The sequence below is a fragment of the Photorhabdus aegyptia genome, assembly GCF_000612035.1.
Taxonomy (GTDB): Bacteria; Pseudomonadota; Gammaproteobacteria; order Enterobacterales; family Enterobacteriaceae; genus Photorhabdus; species Photorhabdus akhurstii.
On sequence record NZ_JFGV01000085.1, the window covers coordinates 1 to 21195 of the forward strand.

Genomic DNA, 21195 nt, shown 5'->3' on the forward strand with positions numbered 1-21195 from the left:
TTTTTACAGTCAAGACAATAGAGTGGGCTTAATTTGCTCATTGATACTATTTCCTTACGATTAACATTACATATCAGGGCGTAACCCGAACATCATGTGTTGAAAATTCCACAGGACTTTTCCCGTTTGACCATCAATAACTTTCATCATCACAAAAGTGCGCATGCTGATGAAAAGCCTCATCAGGCGTGACACCACCAGACTGAACTGATGCATCTCTCCCTGATTGGCATAACAATCCGGGTTCAATGTCAGGACGAGTTGATGGCCCCGCACTGGAACCCCTTTATCCAGACGATCTATTGGGATGTTATCCAGTTGAACGATACCGTCGATATGTTCCTGGATACGTTTGCTTAATGACTGATCGGGGGAGAAATCGAATAGCTTGATCAGCTCTTTTAACGAGTGGGTTTGAAAAGCTATCCAGGGTGATACGGAAAAGAAAGAGATGATTGACCAGGCTGATCTACCTATTTGATCCTCCGTCATTGTTGAGTGGCAAGCAGAAGAAACTGGGGTGATATTGCTCACTTTCAGCCCTGAGGCATATTCTCCCGGTAGATTAATCTCTCCGATACCCAAGTTAGAGGCCCGTGTCTGATAACCGGTAAATTGACAAAAAATGGTTTGTGGCGGCAGGTTATCCGCTGGTTGGCCGTTACAGTCAAAGAAGTGAAGATGTTGCAGGGTACGCTGCGACATATCGCATTCTGTCCTAAGCTGATAATAGTAAAGAAACTCAGCATCCGGCAGAAAACGAGCGGTTTGGGAGAATTTCTCAATCGGCAGATAGCGGTATGGTTGCCCACGTTCCTGCTCTGGTTCAGTTGATGTGTAAAGGTGGTTCAGCTTGAACAGTTGCTTAGTCGAATCCAATGGGATTTGATAATGGTTGGCTTCACTGTTTACCGAGATCTTCGCACTCATCGGCTCCAGATGTCTTACCGGCACGCAGTCCAACAGAAAGGTTTGGGAAATATCGTTTAGCATCAAATGACCATCAAACCGAAAAATCAGCTCGAATGTCCGATCTGCGTTCAATTCCACCAATCGACGATCTTTCTTGATATCAATCACCACAAAATCATGTACATGGGGCAGGTAATAGTACTCAGTCATCAGTTGCAAGATAGAGTATGGCGAGGTTTTCATCACCGGCAGGATGGCAACCTGCCGTGCGGTTCCCCACAATGCCGGGACTGGGTAACTGTCATCAAGCGTGATGGTTTTGTCCTGTGTTCGCAAAAAGACATCACACAGATTAAAGTCAAGCCATAAGGCTAATTCAGCGGCTTGCAGACGATCGCTGCCCAGAAAGAAATGTAGCGGTTGGCTGCGCCACTCTGAGGTATTCTCCGAACATTGCAGTGTTAGCGTTATCTCACTGTACTCTGGGGTTGCGTTCAGTTGCCGGTCAATCACCGCCAGTGGTTCGATATGCAGAGGGCAGCAGGTTTCAAAACTGACTTCTTCTTCTCCTTCTCCGGCAAAAACCGGCGCCCCTTCTGGTAGCGTCATCGCGCTCAGGTGATGAGTCCCTTTGGGTGAAAATTGAACGATGCTCGTGGGAGGGACCGGGCACATGGCATATGGCCAAATATGAGCCAGCATCCCTGATGTGAGTTCGGGAAACTCATCCTCAATCTTTTCGCGAAGACGGGAGAATAACAGCGCAAAGCTCTGCATCACTCGCTCAATATCCGGATCACTAGCGCCTTCAGCTAAAAAATTTGCCAGGTGCGGATTTTTTTTTGCGGCTTCCTGCGCTAATTGCCGTATATACTGCAATTCTTGTAGGAATAGAGACTCTTTTTTATTCATAACACATTGTCCTATAAGGTTTTTATCTGGAAAGAGGTTTGTGAGGCGATCAGCGTAGCGCCACAGGAAGTTTTCATACCTGCCAGAGCCAGTTTTTGTTTATTGGTTCCGACTGCGGTTGGCGTTCCCTCAGCGATGGTTTGATGCCCGCCACACTTTGGACACGACACGGGATCGTTAATCCGCGCTACGCCTTTACCCAAGACCTTAAAACTGTCATCACCGGCTAAGACAGAACCGCCGTGAGAGGTTCTGTCGCCTTGTCGTATTACATTTTTTAGCGTCATATTTTGCCTAGACGTTGAAATCATTAATTCTTTTGTCAAAGAAATAACGTCGTAAAAATCCCATCATCACTGATAAACGCAGCGCTTATCGCGTGAATAATGGCGAGTTGAATGAGAGGAAGAGAGAGATCAATCCCAATCAGTTAATCCCCAAGAATAAGGGGAACAGGGGGTAATTTTTTAAAATGTAGTCCAATACGATGGAGGTTAATTAATAATTAAACATTCATCAGATAGCAAGCGTTTTTTTCAAATTTACAAAAATATAAATTTGTAAGAAAGTGTTACAAATTATATATGGAATCAAGACATATCAGGTTATTTAGAATTCGCTATATTAATCTTTAGTTAAAAAATATTTTTATTACAATCTGTTATGATGATTAATGGCGTCATCTATTTAGTCGTTGTTTTAATAACTTTGTAAATGAAGCCGGATAAGGAGTGGTAAGAAAGGAGAGAATCTTATATGCATACTTCGTCTTTGCATGCGGTTTATATTTCCTATTGATTGATAGGAATGGCCAGAATAGTAATGCCTGACGTGATAGTTGCTATGTTTAATATCAAATGAGTGATGATAATGATATTAAATACCAGTGCAGCTTGATAGGGCTAATCTGAAAACACCGCAGAAACTGCACTCGATACTGAGTTAAGTATCATCTAATTTCATGGGAAAAATTAATTCAAATTAAGCCCCGATGTTCGTCATAGTGACCCATCTGAAACTTTTCCCAATGATGATAGATTTGTCCTATTGTTAAATTCATTCCCAATCCCACAAGAGATGGTTACGATCTCGTGACCAGCGATAATAGAGCGCTAGAAAGGCATTAATATTGTTAATGGGAAATTGTTCGAAGTCGAAATCTTCATCTTCATCCAGATCAAGCAATTCACTTACCCATTGCTGTGTATCTACATATTCCTCATGGTCAGGATCATTCAGTATTGCGATTAAATTTTCATAACCGTCAATTCCGCCGGTATCTTCCAAGGGACAGGCGCGAGCACCATCCAGACAATAAAAAGGAAGCGGGAGGTTATTGGCAGGATAATGACTGTTTTCTAAGGTAATTTCATGTTCCCATTCATCGCCAAAATCATAAAGATAAGTAAAAGATCGCCCTTGTTGTTTAATCAGATCAGACAGGCGGTATAAATCTTCTTCCTTGCTATCAGATGAGCTTTCTGGCATTTCTGTTAATCGCAATTTGCCAATACGAAATTCATGTAGATGACTATCCTGCCATCCCATAACGATCTGTATCACGTCATGCAGCCTGTCAAATGAAATAGAGGCGGGAACAACAAATTGCCGCCAAATAGCGGGTTTTGAGTCTGTAAGTGTTATTTTTAATTGATAGAATTTTTCATTCATCACTAATCTCCTAATGGTTTCGAGATGATTCTTTCCATGTGTGCCATCTATTGTCAATATTTTATTGAATTTTCCTGGCTGGATTTACTGGAATGCCAACATGTTTAGCTGGTGTATGAAAAGCTTGGGTTATGTCGTCAATTTCAGTGGCTAATGTTCATAAATAGCTTTTAATAACAGATAGTTTGGTCTGACTCGCTTCCTCTATTACTGAATATCGATTGAGAGGATAATGTTTTTTGAGATGTGCAGTGCTTATGGCAGATATTTTTACTATTTTTCAGTTAGTTATCGTTATCTTCGGATATATGCCTTCGCGCATAAACCACTTATTAAGTATAGTTTAAAATCACGATCAGGATCATATATTCAGAACTTTTGCTATTAACAAAAAAAACGCATATTATTTACATGCTGTTAATCAAATATGGAAGATTAATAACTGTCTTGCTTAGGAAATCCTCAGCTAAGTTACAGATAAATGAGTAAGGTGTTTTTTTATGCGTTAGTTTAATGGTTCAGTGTAGCAATCTGAATGGTGCTGCTTGGAGCTGTGGCACGATGGTAGTTGATTAACCGCAGATTTTCTTATTGAAAAACCACGTCTATTAATAAGAAAAGGTTATGAATTTTTTGATGTTTTATTGCGTAGATTATTGCATAGATTTAAAGGAAATGAGTGAGTATGCTGTTGAGTAAGAAAATTCAAGAAAATTTCACTTTGATATGCTTATTTGGTTTTATTTCATTGGCCCATTTAAGCCTTGGATATCAGTTAAAGTTTATATATGTGTTTAGTGCTTTTTCAATTCTGATATTATTATCCAATTTTAACAAATATATATATTATATTTTTGTATTTATGATTGGATTAGTTGGCGTGATCTATTCTCCTGTAGGATTGAATTATGGTTGTCCCGATGTTAATTCAGTAGGATCTTTAATTTACACGAATAAAAATGAAGCTTTAGAGTTTATCAGCGGGCTGCCTATTTTTACCTATTTAGTGGTGTCGGCTATTATTGTATTAATGATTTTATCTTTTAAGGTAAGAGTGACTCTGAAGAGAAAGAGTATAATATTTTTATCGCTGTTTTTTGTATTGTCAGCTTTCTGGTCACCGGTAAAAGGATATATAAATTCCGGTTTCAATCCTGATTTTAATCTATTGGCATCAGGATTACCCGAAATTAGATTTTTTAGTGATGTTGTTGAGAGTTATCAAGAAGTTAATTCAGAAAGGGTCAGGTTCGCGGAAATAATAAAACAGAAAGATTCTTGGCAGCCGGTGGTAAAAGAGGATAAATATGAAACCTATATCATGGTCATTGGTGAAAGTGTTCGAAAGGACTTTATGAATGCGTATGGTTTTCCTTATAACAATACACCGTGGCTGGACAAGGCGAATGGCAAGATATTTACAAATTACATCTCATCAGCGGCATCGACTCAGTTATCTTTGACTAACTCACTGGCTTTGAAAGGTGCGAATGCGATCAATTTGAATGATAGTGTCATAACGTTGGCGAAAAAAGCGGGGTTTTATACCTATTGGATATCTAATCAGGGGATGAAGAGTGCTTTTGATTCTCCGGTGGCGTTGATTGGACAGCAGGCAGATAGTGTCCATTTCCTGAAAAGCGGTAGTTCTGATGACCGGCGTTATTTGCCTGATGATAAATTGATGCCTTATGTTAAAGAGGCATTAATACCAGAAAAGAAGAAAAAACTGATTGTTATTCATCTAATGGGATCTCACCCACAGGCATGCGTCAGAACGAATGGAAAATATGATCTGTTCTTACAATCGGAAGAAATTTCTTGTTATGTCAAAAGTATATCTAATACAGATAAATTGCTTTCTGAAATTGCATCTGAGGCTAATCATCATCATGTAAGATGGACAATGCTTTATTTTGCAGATCATGGGCTTTCTTATGTTGATAAAGGAACCGATCTGGAGAACTTGACACATGATGATGAAAATAAACAGAGTTTTCAGGTGCCGTTTTTTATTACCGGCAGTGATTACTCTTATCGTGAAGAGATAACAGCACAAAGAAGCGGATTGCATTTTCTGACGCTATTTTCTGAATGGATTGGAATAAGAGAAAAGAATATTCCCGATGATTGTAATATGATATCTAATAGTCAATGCAGTGGGCAAGATAAGATTGTTACCTTTAAAAATGAAGTTAAAGATTATGATCAATTAAATGATGATCTCCCCGATGCCCAAATTTTGTCGAAGAATATTAATTGATAATTTATTTTAAGTAATCATTATAGTGATGATTATCTTATTGATGAATTAATCGTTGAGTAAGATTGAATGATATAAGGGATTTCTTCGAAGAAATCCCTTTTACAATCGATAATATTCATCTCGTTGTGATCAAGTTAAATATCACCAACAATTACATCTTAAAAAAATACTAATCTGTTGATGAACTAATATCTTCATGATATTAGTTTTATATAAATTATTTTTTTAAAACAATAAATTATCGGTAGGATTTCGCTGTATCTAAAAAGATTTCTGATAAATATATAAGTAAATTTCTTATCTAAACTGTGATTTATACCAGTAGTTATTTCAGGTTTAGTGGTTAATTATTAGAATGATAGAGGACTCTTAATGCAACTTAATCCAATGAAGGGGTGAAAAAATGAATGAAACTGTAGATGTTCTTATTTGTGTGGATGTTGATGGTATTGTTAATAATTACAATAAACTAGGAGCAGATCCAGGCAACCCTACAACAGTAGATAATAAATATTTTCATTACATTACTAATAATGAAAATGCTTATATACCTAAAGATAATGCTACGGGTGAATTGATAGCAAAAATAGATGTTGGCGATACTATCAGGTGGAGAGTCATATCTTTAACTCAACAGTTGATACATTCAGTGAACTTATACAAAAAAACTAAAGAAAATAGTTATAAAGCGATAACACCGATAAAATATATTCAGGAAGTAACAAGGGTCAATTACCCAGAACAAGATGATAATCAATTACCCGGTACACCGTTTAAATATGGAGTAGAGTCTGTAACACAATCCTATATAGAATCAGAAGGTAAGAAATCAGGTAGAGAAAAATTGACTTTTATAATAAGCATACATTATAACCTTGAGTTAATTGGGTATATTTCTCATAGCTCTTTTGTTCACGTTTTATAAACTACAAAATTAATATAAGATAATGGGGACGACATTATGAATATTGCTGATATTGATAATACTGAATTTTCTAATAGTATAGATATTTTAATCTGTATTGATGTGCAATCTATCTTAAATAAGTTTGACCGTCTGAGCCAGGATTATAAAAAGCCGACTAAAATTGATGATAACTTGTTATATTATATTACCACTGAGAATCAGGCGTATTCTCCCGAGAAAAACGCAACAAATTCACTTAAAGTTACAGGTAAGGTAGGTGATGTAGTTAGGTGGCAAGCTTCTAGCATATCTGCTCAATTTAACCATAAGGTGTTTTTATATCGTATGGAAAAAAAGGATGCTAATGATTGCATTTCTCAACCAATGACGGTATATACATTAACTAATGTTGTTGTCTCTAAGCTTAAAAAAGCGCTAATGCCTCAGGAAGAAGATATTATTGAGTTGCCACAAGCGCCTTTAGCTGATTTTATCCATGAAAAAAGACATATTTACTATCAAAAATCTACGCTGCGTAGGCCAGGTATAGCTCAATATGCATGGTATATATCTATCTATGATGACTCAAATAAGCTGGTTGGTTATTGCTATCATACGCCATTAACTAGTATCGTTATTTCTGAGGATTAATTGTAATTTAACTATTTAACTAGCTAATGTAACTTAGTATTTTAATTTTCCGAATTAATATACGTGTTACGCCAAGGATAGGCAGAATTATAGAAGTTTATAGTTAAATTAATTATTCGGTATTTTATTTTTTGCTACATGTTTTTATTGTTTATATCTTATAAATGGCAATAAAAAATTAATTTTACAGTTAAATATCACGAAAATATAATTTTAACTCAAGAGAGGATGTTGAATTACTTATGTTTGCAAATGGTGATTTAATACTAAAAATAATAATTACTCATTTCAATATTAACATGAAATTTATTTACATATTAAATAATTGTTATAAATATATAGATGATTTATTTTTAAAAACTATGATTTATATTAGTGGTTTTTTTCAAGTTAATTATTAATATAATAGATGATTGTTAAACAATCTAACACTTTATTGTGAAGGAGAATAGATATGAGCGACGCGATAGCGATTTCGAAATATCAAACTGTAGATATTCTTATTTGTGTGGATGTGGAAGCTATTCGTAGTAATTATGATTTAAGTAAATCAAAAACACTAGGGACGGCGAAATCAGTACATAACAAATATTTTTATTATATAACAAGCAATGGGAATCTTTACACTCCTAAAAATAATGCCAAAGGAGAGTTGGAGGTAATTATTAATGTTGCTGATAGTATTAGATGGAGGCCCATGTCTTTGACTCAGCAATTTGAATATACAGTACTTTTATGCCGAATGAGATTACAAGCTGATGACGGTGGTGATGTTTCGCTTATAACATTACCGCAACTTGATTATGGTGATATTTCTATTCCTTATTTAGCTAAAGCTGATAATAATGATATCAATAGTGTGGTATATAAAAGAGATGGAGAAAGTCACGGTGGACTAATAACACGATATTATCATGAATCAACAGCTCAGAGGGCGGGGCGAGGTTCGTATGTCTGGTATATGAAAATATATCGTAAAAAACAACTCATTGGATATATTGGCCATGATCCTTTCATTACAGTTCTAGATGATTAAATACTTATAAAACCAATGTATAAAAATAGGAATAGTATTATGAATAATATTGAAAATACAGATCTGGATGATATAAGACCCATTATTGGTGTACAACTGATTGATGTTCTTGCCATTGTTGATGTAAAAGCTATCACAAAGGATCTCGGTAATTCTATTAGTAAGGACCCTGGCGCGCCAACGGTAATGGATGATAAATACATTTATTACATTACCTCTCAAAATAATATCTATGTTCCCAAAAATAATGCTCAAGGTACACTTTTAATTCAAGGTAAGGTAGGGGATATCGTTAGATGGCGGGCTTCAACTTTATCAGCTCAATTTGATGATCAGGTATTTCTATATCATATGGCAGGGGTAGGCGCCCAATCGCTAGTTTCGCCACCAACTCTAACTTCAGCTATATCTCAAGTCGCGGCCCCAAGTAAAGAAGCAACATTAGGGACTAATCAAGACTATCCTGTGGTACTGGAAACGCGTAATATTTTCAATCAGGGATCTAAATTACGTACTCCAGGTATAGCCAAATATTCATGGTATATATCCATTTTCGAAAGATGGAATGTTAAAGACAATATTGGTAATCTTGTTGGCTATCTCGCTCATTCTCCAAATATTCAAATAGTTGATTAAACTTTACATTGTCTAAAAATGTAATAAATCAACAATGAAATATTGGAAATTGGTAAACTATCACTGGAAAATAGAGTATGATTTCCAGTGATTTTATTTCATTTACGATGATTAATTGTAATCTAGTTATTCAACTAATTGATGTAACTTAATGTTCTAGTTTACTGAATTAATGTATGTGTTACGCCAAGGATAGGTAAATTATATTTAATGTAAAAGTTAAAAGTTTTATTGCCATATTACTGACTAAATATATAAAATTTCCCCTAATTTTATAATTAAATTAATTATTCGATGTTCTATTTTTTACTCAGTGTTTTTATTGTTAGTTTTGAAAGAAATAATTTCATAGTTAAATATCAGGAAAGTATAACTTTAACGCAAGAGAGAATGTTGAATTACTTATGTTTACAATTAGTAATTTAATACTAAAAATAATAATTTTGCGCTTCAATATTAATATGAATCTTATTTATATCTTGAAAAGTTATTATAAAAATACAAGTAATTTGATTTTAAAAACTATGATTTATATTAGTGGTTTTTTTGATCTTAATTATTAATATAAAAGATGATTGTTAAACAATCTAACACTTTATTGTGAAGGAGAATAGATAATGAGTGACGCTATAGAGAGTTCTGGATATCAAGTTGTAGATATTCTGATTTGTGTAGATGCGGAAGCCATCGTTAGTCATTATGATTTAAGTAAATCACAAACATTAGAAACTGCGAAAGTGGTATCTAACAATTACTTTTATTATATAACAAGTACTGGGAATCTTTATGCTCCTAAAAATAATGCTCAAGGAGAGTTGGAGATAACCGTCAATGTTGCTGATGACATTAGATGGAGACCAATGTCTTTGACGCAACAATTTGAATATACAGTGCTTTTATGCCACATGACAGGAACAGCAATTAGCGGTAGTGATGTTACGCTTATAACATTACCGAAACTTGATTATGGTGATATTTCTATTCCTTATTTGGCTAAGGCTGATAATAATAATATAAGTAGTGTAGTTTATAAAAGAGATGGGGAAAGTCATGGTGGACTAATAACACGATATTATCATCAATCAACAGCTCAGAGAGAGGGGTACGGTCAATATACTTGGTATATGAAAATATATCGTAAAAGACAACTTATTGGATATGTCTGTCATGATCCTTTCATTAAAGTTCTAGATAATTAAATACTTGTAAAACCAATATATAAGAATAGGAACAGTATTATGAATAATATTGAACATACAGAGCTGGATGATGTAAGGCCAATTATTGGTGTACAACTGATTGATGTTCTTGCTATTATTGATGTAAAAGCTATCACAAACGATCTCGGTAATTCTATTAGTCATGACCCTAGCAAACCAACGGTAATGGATGATAAATATATTTATTACATTACCTCTCAAAATAATATTTATGTGCCCAAAAATAATGCTCAAGGTACACTTTTAATTCAAGGTAAGGTAGGGGATACAATTAGATGGCGGGCTTCAACTTTATCGGCTCAATTTGATGATCAGGTATTTCTGTATCATATGGAAGGGGTGGGCGCCAAATCGTTAGTTTCGCCACCAACCCTAACTTCGGCTGTATCTCAAGTTGCGGCCCCAAGTAAAGAGGCAACGTTAGGGACTAACCAAGACTATCCAGTCGTACTGGAAACGCGTAATATTTTCAATCAAGGATCTAAATTACGTACTCCAGGTGTAGCAAGATATTCATGGTATATATCCATTTTCGAAAGATGGAATGTTAAAGACAACGTTGGTAATCTTGTTGGCTATCTTGCTCATTCTCCAAATATTCAAATAGTTGATTAAATTTAACATTATCTAAAAATTTAATAAATTAACCATGAAATATTAAAAGTCAACAGGCTATCACTGGAAAACAGAGTATAATTTCCAGTGATTTTATTTTCTTCATTCCGGCGAAAATATCCATTCATGCAATAATGGAAATTATTATTAAAATTATCCTTAAATAGATGTTTTTATTTAATTGTTTTATTGATTAATTTCCAAAAAAACTATTTCAAACGTAATTATAAGAAATAATAAGTGGTGTCTTATGATGTGGATAATGGGTTTGTTGTATAAAAAATCCTCATCAAGAGATGGACGAGGACTTTTACCATTGGATAATTAGATGATTTTTTTGTTTCAAAGAGAAATAGTTTCTCATACTACATATCTTACATAAAAAGAGATATTGAAATTAATCGAGTCCTTTTGCAGGAACCTCCCATATCTTGAAGAATCGTTTTACATTGCTTGCGGTGTAAATAACGGTATGGGATATATTTCGATGACCGAGATAATCTTGAATAAGGCGTGTATCTCTTCCTAAATCAGCGAGAGCATAACCACAAGCATGTCTTAACATGTGTGGATGAGGTGAAATATTAACTAATGCTTGCTTGCCATAACGTTTTAATAAACCATAAACTTGCTGGCGTGAAATAGCTCCTGATTTTTGTGATAAAAAGACCCATTCTGTGTCTGATTCTCGCCAACTCTTTCTAATATTAAGCCATTGATTTAGCGCTTTAATTTCTTCTGGTATTAACGGGTGTGTGGTTGATAATCCCCCTTTTAATCGCCTGACATGAATAATTTCTGAGCTAAGATCAAGATCGGATAATGTTAGATTACAGAGTTCGCTCACTCTAAAACCATGAATAAAGCACATCAATAACATGCAATAATCTCGCTCGGCGTGACGTCCCTGACGTGCTTTTTCTAAAATCGCATTAATTTCATATCTGGTCAAAAACTTACGTTTCTTCATGAAAATAATTCCTGTGCAATTGGGGCGGATAGTTATAGGTAGAAAAATAATATTAATCTACCGGAATATATCAATTAATAGAACTTTTATAAAATTATTAGCTGGTAACTCTAATTATTTTGACCAAAATCTATAATTATCGTTTTTAGATAGTTATAGATAGCCATTTTTTAATAGAAAATATCAGCTTGTAAGCTTTGTAATTATATATATGGAAATTATTTAACAATAAAAAGAAACTAAACAGAATGCACCAAACTGTAAATATGTTCCTATAAAACGACTGATTAAGTCAAATTTTGTGTAATGCCAAATTGCCAATGTTTAACTATTTATAATAGTTGGCTTTTTTTCATTGTTTTTTACTATTTTTTACGCTCTGCCATTAATTTATTGTAAAAAATTAGTAGGTTCATCTGAATTCAATCAAATACTAATCGATTAATTAGATTATAAGTTCAAATTAATATTTTTTTTCGAGTGTTAACTCCGAAATATTATGCCCTCTTAGTGTTTTTGACTGAAAAAAACAGTTTGGTGCATTTTGTTTGGTTTAGAAAATATTAATCCGAGATTTTTAAACTGTTTTGCACTGAATGTTGGGTGCATGGAGCTGGAATCCTGCACGGTTATTTTTTTTATGGTATTGGGTATTTTATCCTTAAATTCAAGGAATTAATTCACATGATATTGAATAAATTGGTTATGGCCCTGGGGTTAGGCGTAGCTTTGGCTGCGGGTTCTGTAAATGCAGCGAATCCTAGCCAAGGTCACGGAACGGTGACTTTTACCGGGTCTATTACTGATGCACCTTGTTCTATCACCCCGGAAACGGTTGATCAGGTAGTTCCAATGGGTTCTATTTCTAGCGCATCTTTGCAAAACGGCGGCCGTTCTTCTTCCACGCCATTCAAAATTTCTTTAGATAACTGTACGACTGAAACGATAAGTACAGTCACTACGACGTTTGTCGGCGCTAAATCTAGCATTACCGGCGGTGATGGTTTGCTAGGTATCGAAGGCGTTGCTAAAGGTGCGGGTATTGCGATCACTGATGCGGGCGGTAACAAAATCAAACTAGGGACTCCCTCACCGGCTGTAGCTCTGCATGATGGTAATAATGATCTGCATTTTGCTGCCTATCTTCAGGGGGATACTTCACCTGATGCCGTTGTTCCGGGTAATTTCACCGGCATTGCCAACTTCCAGCTGACTTATCAATAAGTCTTTTCATGCATGGAAACGCTGACAGGGAGGCGGGCGTTTCCTAATTAAAAGTTTTGAATAAGTTTAGCTGGAGAGACGTTATGAGTCGATATGCTGCCGTTGTTGTAGTGCCCTGCCTGTTAATGTTTTCCTGTGTTATTGCAGCTGAAACGGCAGCTCCACGAGGAACACAAGGATATGGTCGCGTTAGCATGCAAGGCACCATCATTGATACGGCCTGTGCGATTGACGCAGGTAGCCGTGACCAGACGATAGAGTTAGCCACGATCCCGGTAAGCCGGATGATACATGATGGACAGGGACTAGTGCGCCCCTTTTCCATCCGTTTGATTAACTGCGTACTGACTTCCGCCACCTTGGGTAAACCTGATTGGCGCCACTTTCAGGTGACGTTTGACGGCGTACCGGATGGGAACAATTTCCGCTTATCGGGTGTGGCTCAAGGAGTAGCGTTACAAATTACCGACATGTACGGCAATCAAGCGTACCCGGGAACTCCACTACCGGTGGGGGACTTACAGGTAGGGCAGATGACGCTTAATTACGCGATGCGATTGGTGGGTAATCACCAGTTATTGCAAGCAGGGCAGTATCGAACCTCTGTTCGGTTCAGGCTGGATTATTACTAATCATCGATCTGGGAATGCTATGGCTTTGTTTTTGGGTTCGACCACTGAATATGACAAGGTGGTCTCGGTTCGGTGTGTCCTGAAACCTCTTATTATTTCGGTATTGCTTGCTTTAATAGGTACTCATGCTGTGTATGCGGAAGAGGAAATTGAATTTAATACGGACGTGTTAGATGTTCAGGATCGTTCTCGGATTAATTTAAAAGAGTTTTCCCGTGCAGGTTATATCATGCCGGGGGATTATCAGATGGCGATACGTCTGAACAAGAGCGAATTGCCGGAAATGCCGGTCACTTTTGTGGCGCCACCGGATGATCCTCAAGGAAGTGTGGCGTGTTTGCCGCCTGAATTGGTGAAGCAGTTGGGGTTGCGGGCGGAATGGGAATCAAAGATTACCTGGTGGAACAATAATCAGTGCCTGGAGACTAAAACGCTGCCGGGCATGACGGTGCGCGGTGATCTGAGCAGTGACACGTTATACCTGAGTATGCCTCAAGCCTATCTCGAATATAGCTCGCCAGACTGGGACCCGCCGTCACGTTGGGATGAAGGGATTTTCGGGATGATGTTTGATTATAACGTCAATGCTCAGGTCTCTAAGCCAGCGAAAGGAAATGAAAATCAGAATGTCAGCGCCAATGGTACGACTGGGATAAATTTGGGCGCGTGGCGTCTGCGGGCAGACTGGCAATCACAGTATAACCACACCACGGGGCGGGGAGGGAGCACTGAGAAAAACTGGGATTGGAGCCGTTATTACTTATACCGGGCCATACCACGTTGGAATGCCAAATTAACCTTGGGCGAGGATTACCTCAATTCAAATATCTTTGACAGCTTCCGTTTTACTGGGGTGAGTCTGGTGACGGATGACAATATGTTGCCTCCGAACCTGCGAGGCTATGCGCCGGAAGTGACAGGAGTGGCGAAAACCAATGCCAGAGTGACTATTCGTCAGCAGGGACGGGTGTTGTATGAGACCCAGGTTGCGCCAGGGCCATTCCGTATTCAGGACATTAATGACGCAGTGAGCGGCAAACTGGATGTTCGGGTAGAGGAGCAGGATGGCGGTTTACAAGAATTTCAGATCGATACCGCGAATATTCCTTATTTAACCCGTCCGGGCCGGGTGCAGTACAAACTGGCGGCGGGGAAGCCAACCAACTGGAAGCATCACAGTGAAGGATCGGGCTTTGGTATCGGCGAATTTTCCTGGGGAATAAACAACGGTTGGTCATTGTACGGCGGGATATTGGGAGCCGGGAATTATAATGCGTTGTCGTTGGGGATTGGTCGTGATCTGATGACCTTCGGAGCGCTCTCTTTTGATGTCACTGAATCCCGCGCCCATTTACCGGCTGAGGATCAAACGTTGACTGGCGGCTCTTATCGTCTCAGTTATTCCAAGCGTTTTGAGGAGTATGACAGCCAGGTGACTTTTGCCGGTTATCGTTTCTCGGAACGTGACTTTATGAGCATGAGCCAGTATCTGGATCGTCGTTACCACGACGGTGACGCGGAGAGCAATAAAGAACTTTACACCATTATGTTGAACAAGCAGTTCACGCATATTGGTGCCAGTATCTACCTGAATTACAGCCATCAGACTTACTGGAATCGTTCGAATAACGATCGCTATAACGTATCAATATCACGCTATTTTGATATTGGCAGTTATAAGAACATTAACCTGAATCTGTCTGCTTACCGTAATAAATATGAAGGTAAAAATGACGACGGGATGTATATGACATTATCCCTGCCGTGGGGTAATTCAGGAACTATCAGTTATAACGCAATGGCCAACCGGGAAGGTAACTCCCACACGGTAGGTTATTACGATCGAATTAATGAAAACAGTAACTATCGTTTAGCGGTTGGCACCAGTATTGATGGCAAGGCCGCGGCTAACGGTTATTTAACCCATTACGGCGATCGCGCTCAACTGACGACCAGTGCGAGTTATCAGGATGGACGTTATACCACGGCAGCGCTTTCTATCCAGGGGGGCATGACCGTGACGCCGAAAGGCGCGGCGCTGCATCGCATTAATATGCCGGGGACCACCCGTTTGATGGTGGATACCGATGGTGTCGGCGGTGTACCCGTGAAAGGTTTCGGCGCGATTACCCATACCAATATGTTCGGTAAAGCGGTGATCTCTGATGTGAACAACTATTACCGCAACAGTGCGAGTATTGATTTAAACAAACTGCCGGACAATGTGGAGGCAGTACGGTCGGTACAACAAGCAACACTGACGGAAGGGGCGATTGGTTATCGTAAATTCCAGGTGATATCCGGTGAAAAAGCGATGGCGCTGATCCGCTTGCCGGATGGTAGCGTGCCGCCGTTTGGGGCAACGGTACTGAATAAGGATCAACGGGAGATCGGTATCGTCAGTGATGGTGGGAACACCTACCTGAGCGGGATAAATCCCGGAGAGAAACTGAATGTGCGTTGGGATGGAGAATTGCAGTGTGTGATTGAGCTGCCACATCAATTACCAAAAGTGGAAGAGATGGCTTCGTTATTACTGCCTTGCCAACTGGCCGACGGTAATAAATAGCCATGATTTTAATTGACTGGCAGCGTGAAAACCTTATTGCTGTCACCGAAGTGTATCGCGGTGATCTGTAATGATTATTCTAAGCATGAGTAATTGAGAGCATGAAATTGAACAATACAATCAATGTAATCACGATAGCTATCTTAAGTCTGTCAGTGATCAGTGAGTCAATGGCGGCTATTGCGCTGGATCGTACCCGTGTTGTGTTTAACGGTGAGGACAAATCCACCAGTATGGATATCAGCAACCAGAACAAAGAGTTGCCGTATCTGGCGCAGGGATGGATAGAAGATGAACAGGGTAACAAAATCAATGGTCCGTTAGTGGTGACGCCGCCGGTACAACGGGTGGAGCCGGGCGCTAAGAGCCAGGTGAAAATACAGTCACTGCCAACCATCGCACAGTTACCACAAGATCGGGAAAGCTTGTTCTATTTTAATTTGCGTGAAATTCCGCCGCGCAGTAAGAAGCCGAATACCTTGCAGATTGCGTTACAAACTCGGATCAAGCTGTTCTATCGTCCGAAAGCCATTTTTGCCAGCCGTACCGATTTGGATAATCCGTGGCAAGAGAAGATGACTTTGACGCGTCAGGGAGACCGATATCAGGTGAACAATCCGACACCGTATTACATCACCGTGGTGGATGCATCAAGCCAGCTTAAGGGCGAGACGGCGGCGGGATTTAAACCGTTTATGATAGCGCCTAAAAGTAGTGCGGTGCTGAGTGGCAGTACCGGGGCGTTAGGGAGTGCGCCGGTACTAACGTATGTCAATGATTATGGTGGCCGACCGCAATTAACTTTTAATTGTGCGGGGAACCATTGTCAGGTGACTAAACATTCGTCGTGATGGGTAAAGTCGGGAGGGGCGACAATGAACATCAAGCGGATAAGTTGCGTACTGGCACTGGCGATCTGGCTGATACCGATGACGGAGAGTCAGGCGAGGGAGACGCGGGCAGCAGATATAGATGGGCTGTACGGTGAACTGCATGTGTTTGGTGGGCTGACTGAGGCGGCCTGTCGACTGGACATGACCTCTGCATGGCAGGAGGTGAATCTGGGGAACACGCCAAACAGTGACTTACGCCAGCCAGGTGATAAAGGAACACCGATACCGTTCACATTGAAGTTTCGTGACTGTCTAAGAACTAAAGGGGCAGTCAATGACAGTCGGACCGGCAATCTGACGTGGGATCAGTTACAGCCGGTGGTAACGGTTAGTTTTGCGGCGCCGGCGGATCGCGATTATCCACATTTGGTGCGGGTGACTGGTATCACCGGGTTGGGGTTACAGATAACAGATACCGCGAATAATGATATTCGGTTGGGAGAGCGGGGACGCCCACGTTTTGCGGCGTCGGGGCAGGACAGCTTGGAATATTACGTGACGCCGGTGCGGACGCCGAGAGCGCTAGGGATTGGACGATATCGCGCGGTAGTGGATTTCAGGGTGAATTATGACTAATTCTCTGTGTTCTCTTTTTCAGTGTTCTCTGCGAATAAAAGGGCAGCATCGCAGGCAGAAAAAATGGAGCGTGTTGCTGTTTAGCTGTTTGTTGAGTGTAAATGCTCAGGCTGATTTACTGACAAATTTAGCCGCAAGACCTGTCAGTAATTTTGCGGGTAAAACACCGGTCAATATTTACGGCGTGGTTATCGCTCCTCCACCTTGTGTGATTAATAACGGCAATACTATTGATGTAGATTTTGGCGACGTGATGATTACCCGCATTGATGGGGTTAATTATATGCAACCCGTTAAATACACCGTGAGATGTGAAAAAATGCCGGCTAATGCGATGAAAATGATGATATCGGGTAACGCTGCCAGTTTTGATCGAACGGTGTTACAAACCAATCACGCTGGGCTAGGCATCGCTGTTATTCATAACGGGCGAAAATTGCCCGTCAATGACTGGATGAAATTTAGCTATCCTAATTTTCCTGAGTTACATGCGGTGCCGGTAAAAGATATGGCTGCGGTATTGAAAGGCGGCGACTTTGGCGCGGGTGCAACCATGATGGTTGAATACCAGTGAACGGGAGACATGCAATGAACCCTCTGATCTATCGTGTTTTCTGGGGTGCGTGCCTGGGGTTAATCAGTGTGATGCCGGGACAGGCGGCAGATAATATGTGGTTTCACGGCACACTGCTTGAAGCGCCCCCTTGTGTGATTAATGACGGCAATATGATTGATGTCTATTTTGGTCGCAATGTTGGCATCCATCAGGTGGACGGGGTGAATTATACCAAGCCGGTGAATTACCAGTTGGTATGTGCGCCTAATCTCTCAGGTTGGAGTTTAGGATTGACGGTGGTCGGCCCGCCAACCTCATTTGATGCTGCCGCGTTGCAAACTAATATTACTGATTTAGGCATTCGTCTGACGTTGGATGGTAAAGCGTTCACCCTTAATGAGCGTATTCCGGTGGCATCACAGAAACAGCCGGTGATACAAGCGGTGCCGGTGAAAAAACTAGGAAGTACGTTGCCGGAAGGGGCATTTGAAGTGACGGCGACATTGCTAGCGGAATACCAGTGAAAGGAAACTTAATGAAATATTTAAAATTATTCGTGTTGCGTGTTGGTTTTATGGTTATTGCTGCCACGGTTTATGGCCATCAAGTGGTACAGGCTGCGGATAATATGCGTTTTCACGGTGCATTGGTTAAAGAACCTTGCACGATTAAACCGGGTGATGAAGATATCCAGCTCGATTTTGCAACAATTTCTGAAAAATATTTGTATCTGCATGGTAGGACTAATAGCGAACCTTTTCTACTCAGGTTATCTGGTTGCGATATGAGTGTGGGTAAATCGATTAAATTGACATTCAGCGGCATAGAAAATACGCAATTGCCGGGCTTATTAGCGTTAAGTGCAGGGAGTCAAGCCTCTGGAATTGCCATCGGTATAGAAACGGCAGAAGGCAAACGGTTGTTGTTGAATAAAGAGGGGGAAGAGTATCCGTTAAAAAAGAGGGAAAACTTGATTGTACTGCAAGCATATGTGCAGGCAGAACCTGCTGCGCTAGCTAACCAGACGATTAAGCGAGGCGCATTTCATGCGATTGCGACATTTAATCTGAATTATGACTAACTTGCACGGTTTTATTAGGTAACTAAATGAAAAAGTTATTCTCTGTTTGGCTGGTACTTTTATCGCTGTTTTCATCAAATGCGGTTGCATCGATATTTTCATATATCACTAAATCCGAGGGGATTCCGACAAATGCCTATTATACTTTTGTCATTGAACGTTGGGACCCAGAAAACGATTTTACGCCAAATCCTTGTTATGGTTATTCTGCGTGTTGGATATCGGTTAACCATCGCCATTTTGCTGATGGTTATTCAGGGCAGCCCTATAGGATATTCAATACTCGCGTGGAAAGATTCAAGACAATGAAACAAGTGCAGGCGGAGATATTGAAATATACCAGTTTTCCGATCACTGGAGTTGCAAAACATTTTGGTCCTGCGATTCGATCGCATCAGGAATGTGTCGGGTTATTTTATGAAACCGATCAAAATGGTTTTCATGGAAGATTATTACCTGGATCTTTATGTGGCGTTGCACCACCGCCGATAGGATTTTGTCAGGTCAGTGAAGGCTCCGTTGAACTTAATTACGGTAGTATTGATGAGGCAAAACTGGAAGGGGCCACCAGAGCGGAAAATATCAATGTAACCTGTAATGTAGATATCGAGATTATTGTGACAGCGACGGGGCCTGACAGGGGATTAGTACCTTTAAGAAGTGATGGTAGCTTGAAAGCTAAATTGCTATTAAATGAGAAAAATGGTGAAGACGGTGTTGCTGTGTTTGTACCGGCTGGAGGAAATGTACCCGTTACAGTGAAATCAATTTTACAGAAAAATGGCAGAGTAGAGGCAGGACCTTTCTCAGGATCAGGAGCAATAATTTTGGCGATGCCATAAAAAGGTGTTTTTTTAATTTAAAGGCTGGGATGAAAATGAAACAAGATCATCTATTAGTAGGGAAGCGTATTCAAAAAAGAAGGAAAGAGTTGGGTATGACCGCCGCCAAATTGGCGGAAAAAATAGGTATTAGTCAACAACAACTCTCACGTTATGAGAGAGGGATAAACCGAATTAATTTATCCCATCTGGTACAGATAGCTTCAATATTGGAGACGCCGATAAACTGGTTTTTCCTTGATTGTAGTTATCCTGTAGCCAATAACAGCATCAATAAATTAACAGACCAATATATCCCTATTGCGGAGGCTACATTGGGTAAATTTGGATGTTAACTGCTCTCGACGCCAGTCGGGGGATCTATAAACCAGTTGATGACTGAGTTTCGTGACCGACGGAACGGTCACTTTTGTGATTTCTTTGTTAGTCATATTATTACTACAAATTAAAGAGTTTATTCTTGTTCATATTCCCTTTTGAAAAAGTTATTAAAATTCAGATAGTAATTTAATCATGTAATAGCCCGGTCATCCATTGAAGTAGGAATCCCTTTCAAAGCCTAATATGCTCCGCCAATGCTGAAAAATTTATAAGGATGACTAATTGTAACTGACATAGATAACTATGTGACCGGGGTGAGTGCAGCCAACAAAGAGGCAACTTGAAAGATAACAGGTATAACCGAAATCGATATGGGTAGCCCAACTAGACATCAAATTAGGTAATAGAGAAATTAGGTTCGTAATCACCACCAACACCGGCTATCTGATGGCTATCTCCCAATCCGTAATAGCATAGCGCCAGTTCTGCCAATTGGGTTAAAAGTCATCATCTAACCTAATCATAAAAGGTCATACTTTGTCACCCATTAACAACAAACGTCACAGTTCAAGTGATTTCATACCGAAATTAATCATCATAAATGTGATTAAAATCACATAATAAAAATAAAAAACTAAAATTAATTTGAAATTATTAATGTTGATTATTAAATGATTAATATTAATCTGTTTTTTATACAATACT

General features: G+C 39.3%; 21 protein-coding genes. 17 read left to right on the forward strand and 4 right to left on the reverse strand.

Going from position 1 to position 21195, the window contains the following annotated elements; all coding sequences use genetic code 11:
- Window positions 1–66: 66 nt before the first annotated feature.
- The 3 genes from BA1DRAFT_RS19655 to BA1DRAFT_RS19665 all read right to left on the reverse strand — a co-directional run bounded on the left by BA1DRAFT_RS19655 (window position 67) and on the right by BA1DRAFT_RS19665 (window position 3495).
- Entirely contained in the window at window positions 67–1824 is a 1758-nt protein-coding gene (locus BA1DRAFT_RS19655; protein ID WP_036782724.1) for a type VI secretion system baseplate subunit TssF, read from the reverse strand.
- An 11-nt stretch (window positions 1825–1835) separates the two neighbouring features.
- Complete coding sequence (locus BA1DRAFT_RS19660; protein ID WP_036782726.1) at window positions 1836–2111, reverse strand: PAAR domain-containing protein; 276 nt, start codon at window positions 2109–2111, stop codon at window positions 1836–1838.
- A 769-nt stretch (window positions 2112–2880) separates the two neighbouring features.
- A complete protein-coding gene (locus BA1DRAFT_RS19665; RefSeq protein WP_036782729.1) occupies window positions 2881–3495 on the reverse strand; it encodes a plasmid pRiA4b ORF-3 family protein in 615 nt (204 codons plus the stop codon).
- A 691-nt stretch (window positions 3496–4186) separates the two neighbouring features.
- Between BA1DRAFT_RS19665 and BA1DRAFT_RS19670 the strand changes: the two genes are divergently transcribed.
- The 7 genes from BA1DRAFT_RS19670 (at window position 4187) to BA1DRAFT_RS19700 (ending at window position 10826) form a co-directional block, all read left to right on the forward strand.
- Window positions 4187–5758: a phosphoethanolamine transferase gene (locus tag BA1DRAFT_RS19670; RefSeq protein WP_160170021.1), complete on the forward strand. Its 1572-nt coding sequence runs from the start codon at window positions 4187–4189 to the stop codon at window positions 5756–5758.
- A 406-nt stretch (window positions 5759–6164) separates the two neighbouring features.
- A complete protein-coding gene (locus BA1DRAFT_RS19675) occupies window positions 6165–6686 on the forward strand; it encodes an AidA/PixA family protein (RefSeq protein WP_036782732.1) in 522 nt (173 codons plus the stop codon).
- Window positions 6687–6722: 36 nt separating this feature from the next.
- A complete protein-coding gene (locus BA1DRAFT_RS21445; protein WP_051560868.1) occupies window positions 6723–7319 on the forward strand; it encodes an AidA/PixA family protein in 597 nt (198 codons plus the stop codon).
- A 454-nt stretch (window positions 7320–7773) separates the two neighbouring features.
- Entirely contained in the window at window positions 7774–8355 is a 582-nt protein-coding gene (locus BA1DRAFT_RS19685) for an AidA/PixA family protein (protein ID WP_036782735.1), read from the forward strand.
- A gap of 39 nt (window positions 8356–8394) precedes the next feature.
- A complete protein-coding gene (locus BA1DRAFT_RS21450; RefSeq protein ID WP_051560869.1) occupies window positions 8395–8991 on the forward strand; it encodes an AidA/PixA family protein in 597 nt (198 codons plus the stop codon).
- A 617-nt stretch (window positions 8992–9608) separates the two neighbouring features.
- Window positions 9609–10190 (forward strand): AidA/PixA family protein, encoded by a 582-nt coding sequence (locus BA1DRAFT_RS19695; protein WP_036782738.1) that lies wholly within the window; start codon window positions 9609–9611, stop codon window positions 10188–10190.
- Between the two features lie 39 nt (window positions 10191–10229).
- Window positions 10230–10826: an AidA/PixA family protein gene (locus tag BA1DRAFT_RS19700; RefSeq protein WP_036782741.1), complete on the forward strand. Its 597-nt coding sequence runs from the start codon at window positions 10230–10232 to the stop codon at window positions 10824–10826.
- Between the two features lie 397 nt (window positions 10827–11223).
- Here BA1DRAFT_RS19700 and BA1DRAFT_RS19705 read toward each other — a convergent pair whose 3' ends face one another.
- A complete protein-coding gene (locus tag BA1DRAFT_RS19705) occupies window positions 11224–11796 on the reverse strand; it encodes a tyrosine-type DNA invertase (protein ID WP_036782744.1) in 573 nt (190 codons plus the stop codon).
- A 684-nt stretch (window positions 11797–12480) separates the two neighbouring features.
- Here BA1DRAFT_RS19705 and BA1DRAFT_RS19710 point away from each other — a divergent pair.
- From BA1DRAFT_RS19710 to BA1DRAFT_RS19755, 10 genes are all read left to right on the forward strand, one after another.
- Complete coding sequence (locus BA1DRAFT_RS19710; protein ID WP_036782747.1) at window positions 12481–13020, forward strand: fimbrial protein; 540 nt, start codon at window positions 12481–12483, stop codon at window positions 13018–13020.
- Window positions 13021–13103: 83 nt separating this feature from the next.
- The gene (locus BA1DRAFT_RS19715; RefSeq protein ID WP_036782750.1) at window positions 13104–13652 is read left to right on the forward strand and encodes a fimbrial protein; all 549 of its coding nucleotides are present in this window, start codon (window positions 13104–13106) and stop codon (window positions 13650–13652) included.
- A 19-nt stretch (window positions 13653–13671) separates the two neighbouring features.
- Window positions 13672–16221 (forward strand): outer membrane usher protein, encoded by a 2550-nt coding sequence (locus BA1DRAFT_RS19720; protein ID WP_051560870.1) that lies wholly within the window; start codon window positions 13672–13674, stop codon window positions 16219–16221.
- A 101-nt stretch (window positions 16222–16322) separates the two neighbouring features.
- On the forward strand, window positions 16323–17072 hold the full coding sequence (locus tag BA1DRAFT_RS19725; protein WP_036782753.1) for a fimbria/pilus periplasmic chaperone: 750 nt from the start codon (window positions 16323–16325) through the stop codon (window positions 17070–17072).
- 24 nt (window positions 17073–17096) lie between these two features.
- On the forward strand, window positions 17097–17690 hold the full coding sequence (locus BA1DRAFT_RS19730; RefSeq protein WP_036782756.1) for a fimbrial protein: 594 nt from the start codon (window positions 17097–17099) through the stop codon (window positions 17688–17690).
- Window positions 17683–18264, forward strand: coding sequence for a fimbrial protein (locus BA1DRAFT_RS19735; protein ID WP_051560871.1), 582 nt, complete (start codon window positions 17683–17685; stop codon window positions 18262–18264). Before BA1DRAFT_RS19730 ends, BA1DRAFT_RS19735 begins: the two co-directional genes overlap by 8 nt.
- A 14-nt stretch (window positions 18265–18278) precedes the next feature.
- Entirely contained in the window at window positions 18279–18770 is a 492-nt protein-coding gene (locus BA1DRAFT_RS19740; protein WP_036782759.1) for a fimbrial protein, read from the forward strand.
- Window positions 18771–18781: 11 nt separating this feature from the next.
- A complete protein-coding gene (locus BA1DRAFT_RS19745; RefSeq protein ID WP_036782762.1) occupies window positions 18782–19327 on the forward strand; it encodes a fimbrial protein in 546 nt (181 codons plus the stop codon).
- A 26-nt stretch (window positions 19328–19353) separates the two neighbouring features.
- Window positions 19354–20169 carry an MrpH family fimbial adhesin gene (locus tag BA1DRAFT_RS19750; protein ID WP_036782765.1) on the forward strand — a complete coding sequence of 272 codons (816 nt, stop codon included), beginning with the start codon at window positions 19354–19356 and terminating at the stop codon, window positions 20167–20169.
- A gap of 29 nt (window positions 20170–20198) precedes the next feature.
- On the forward strand, window positions 20199–20504 hold the full coding sequence (locus BA1DRAFT_RS19755) for a helix-turn-helix domain-containing protein (RefSeq protein ID WP_036782768.1): 306 nt from the start codon (window positions 20199–20201) through the stop codon (window positions 20502–20504).
- Window positions 20505–21195: the final 691 nt, after the last annotated feature.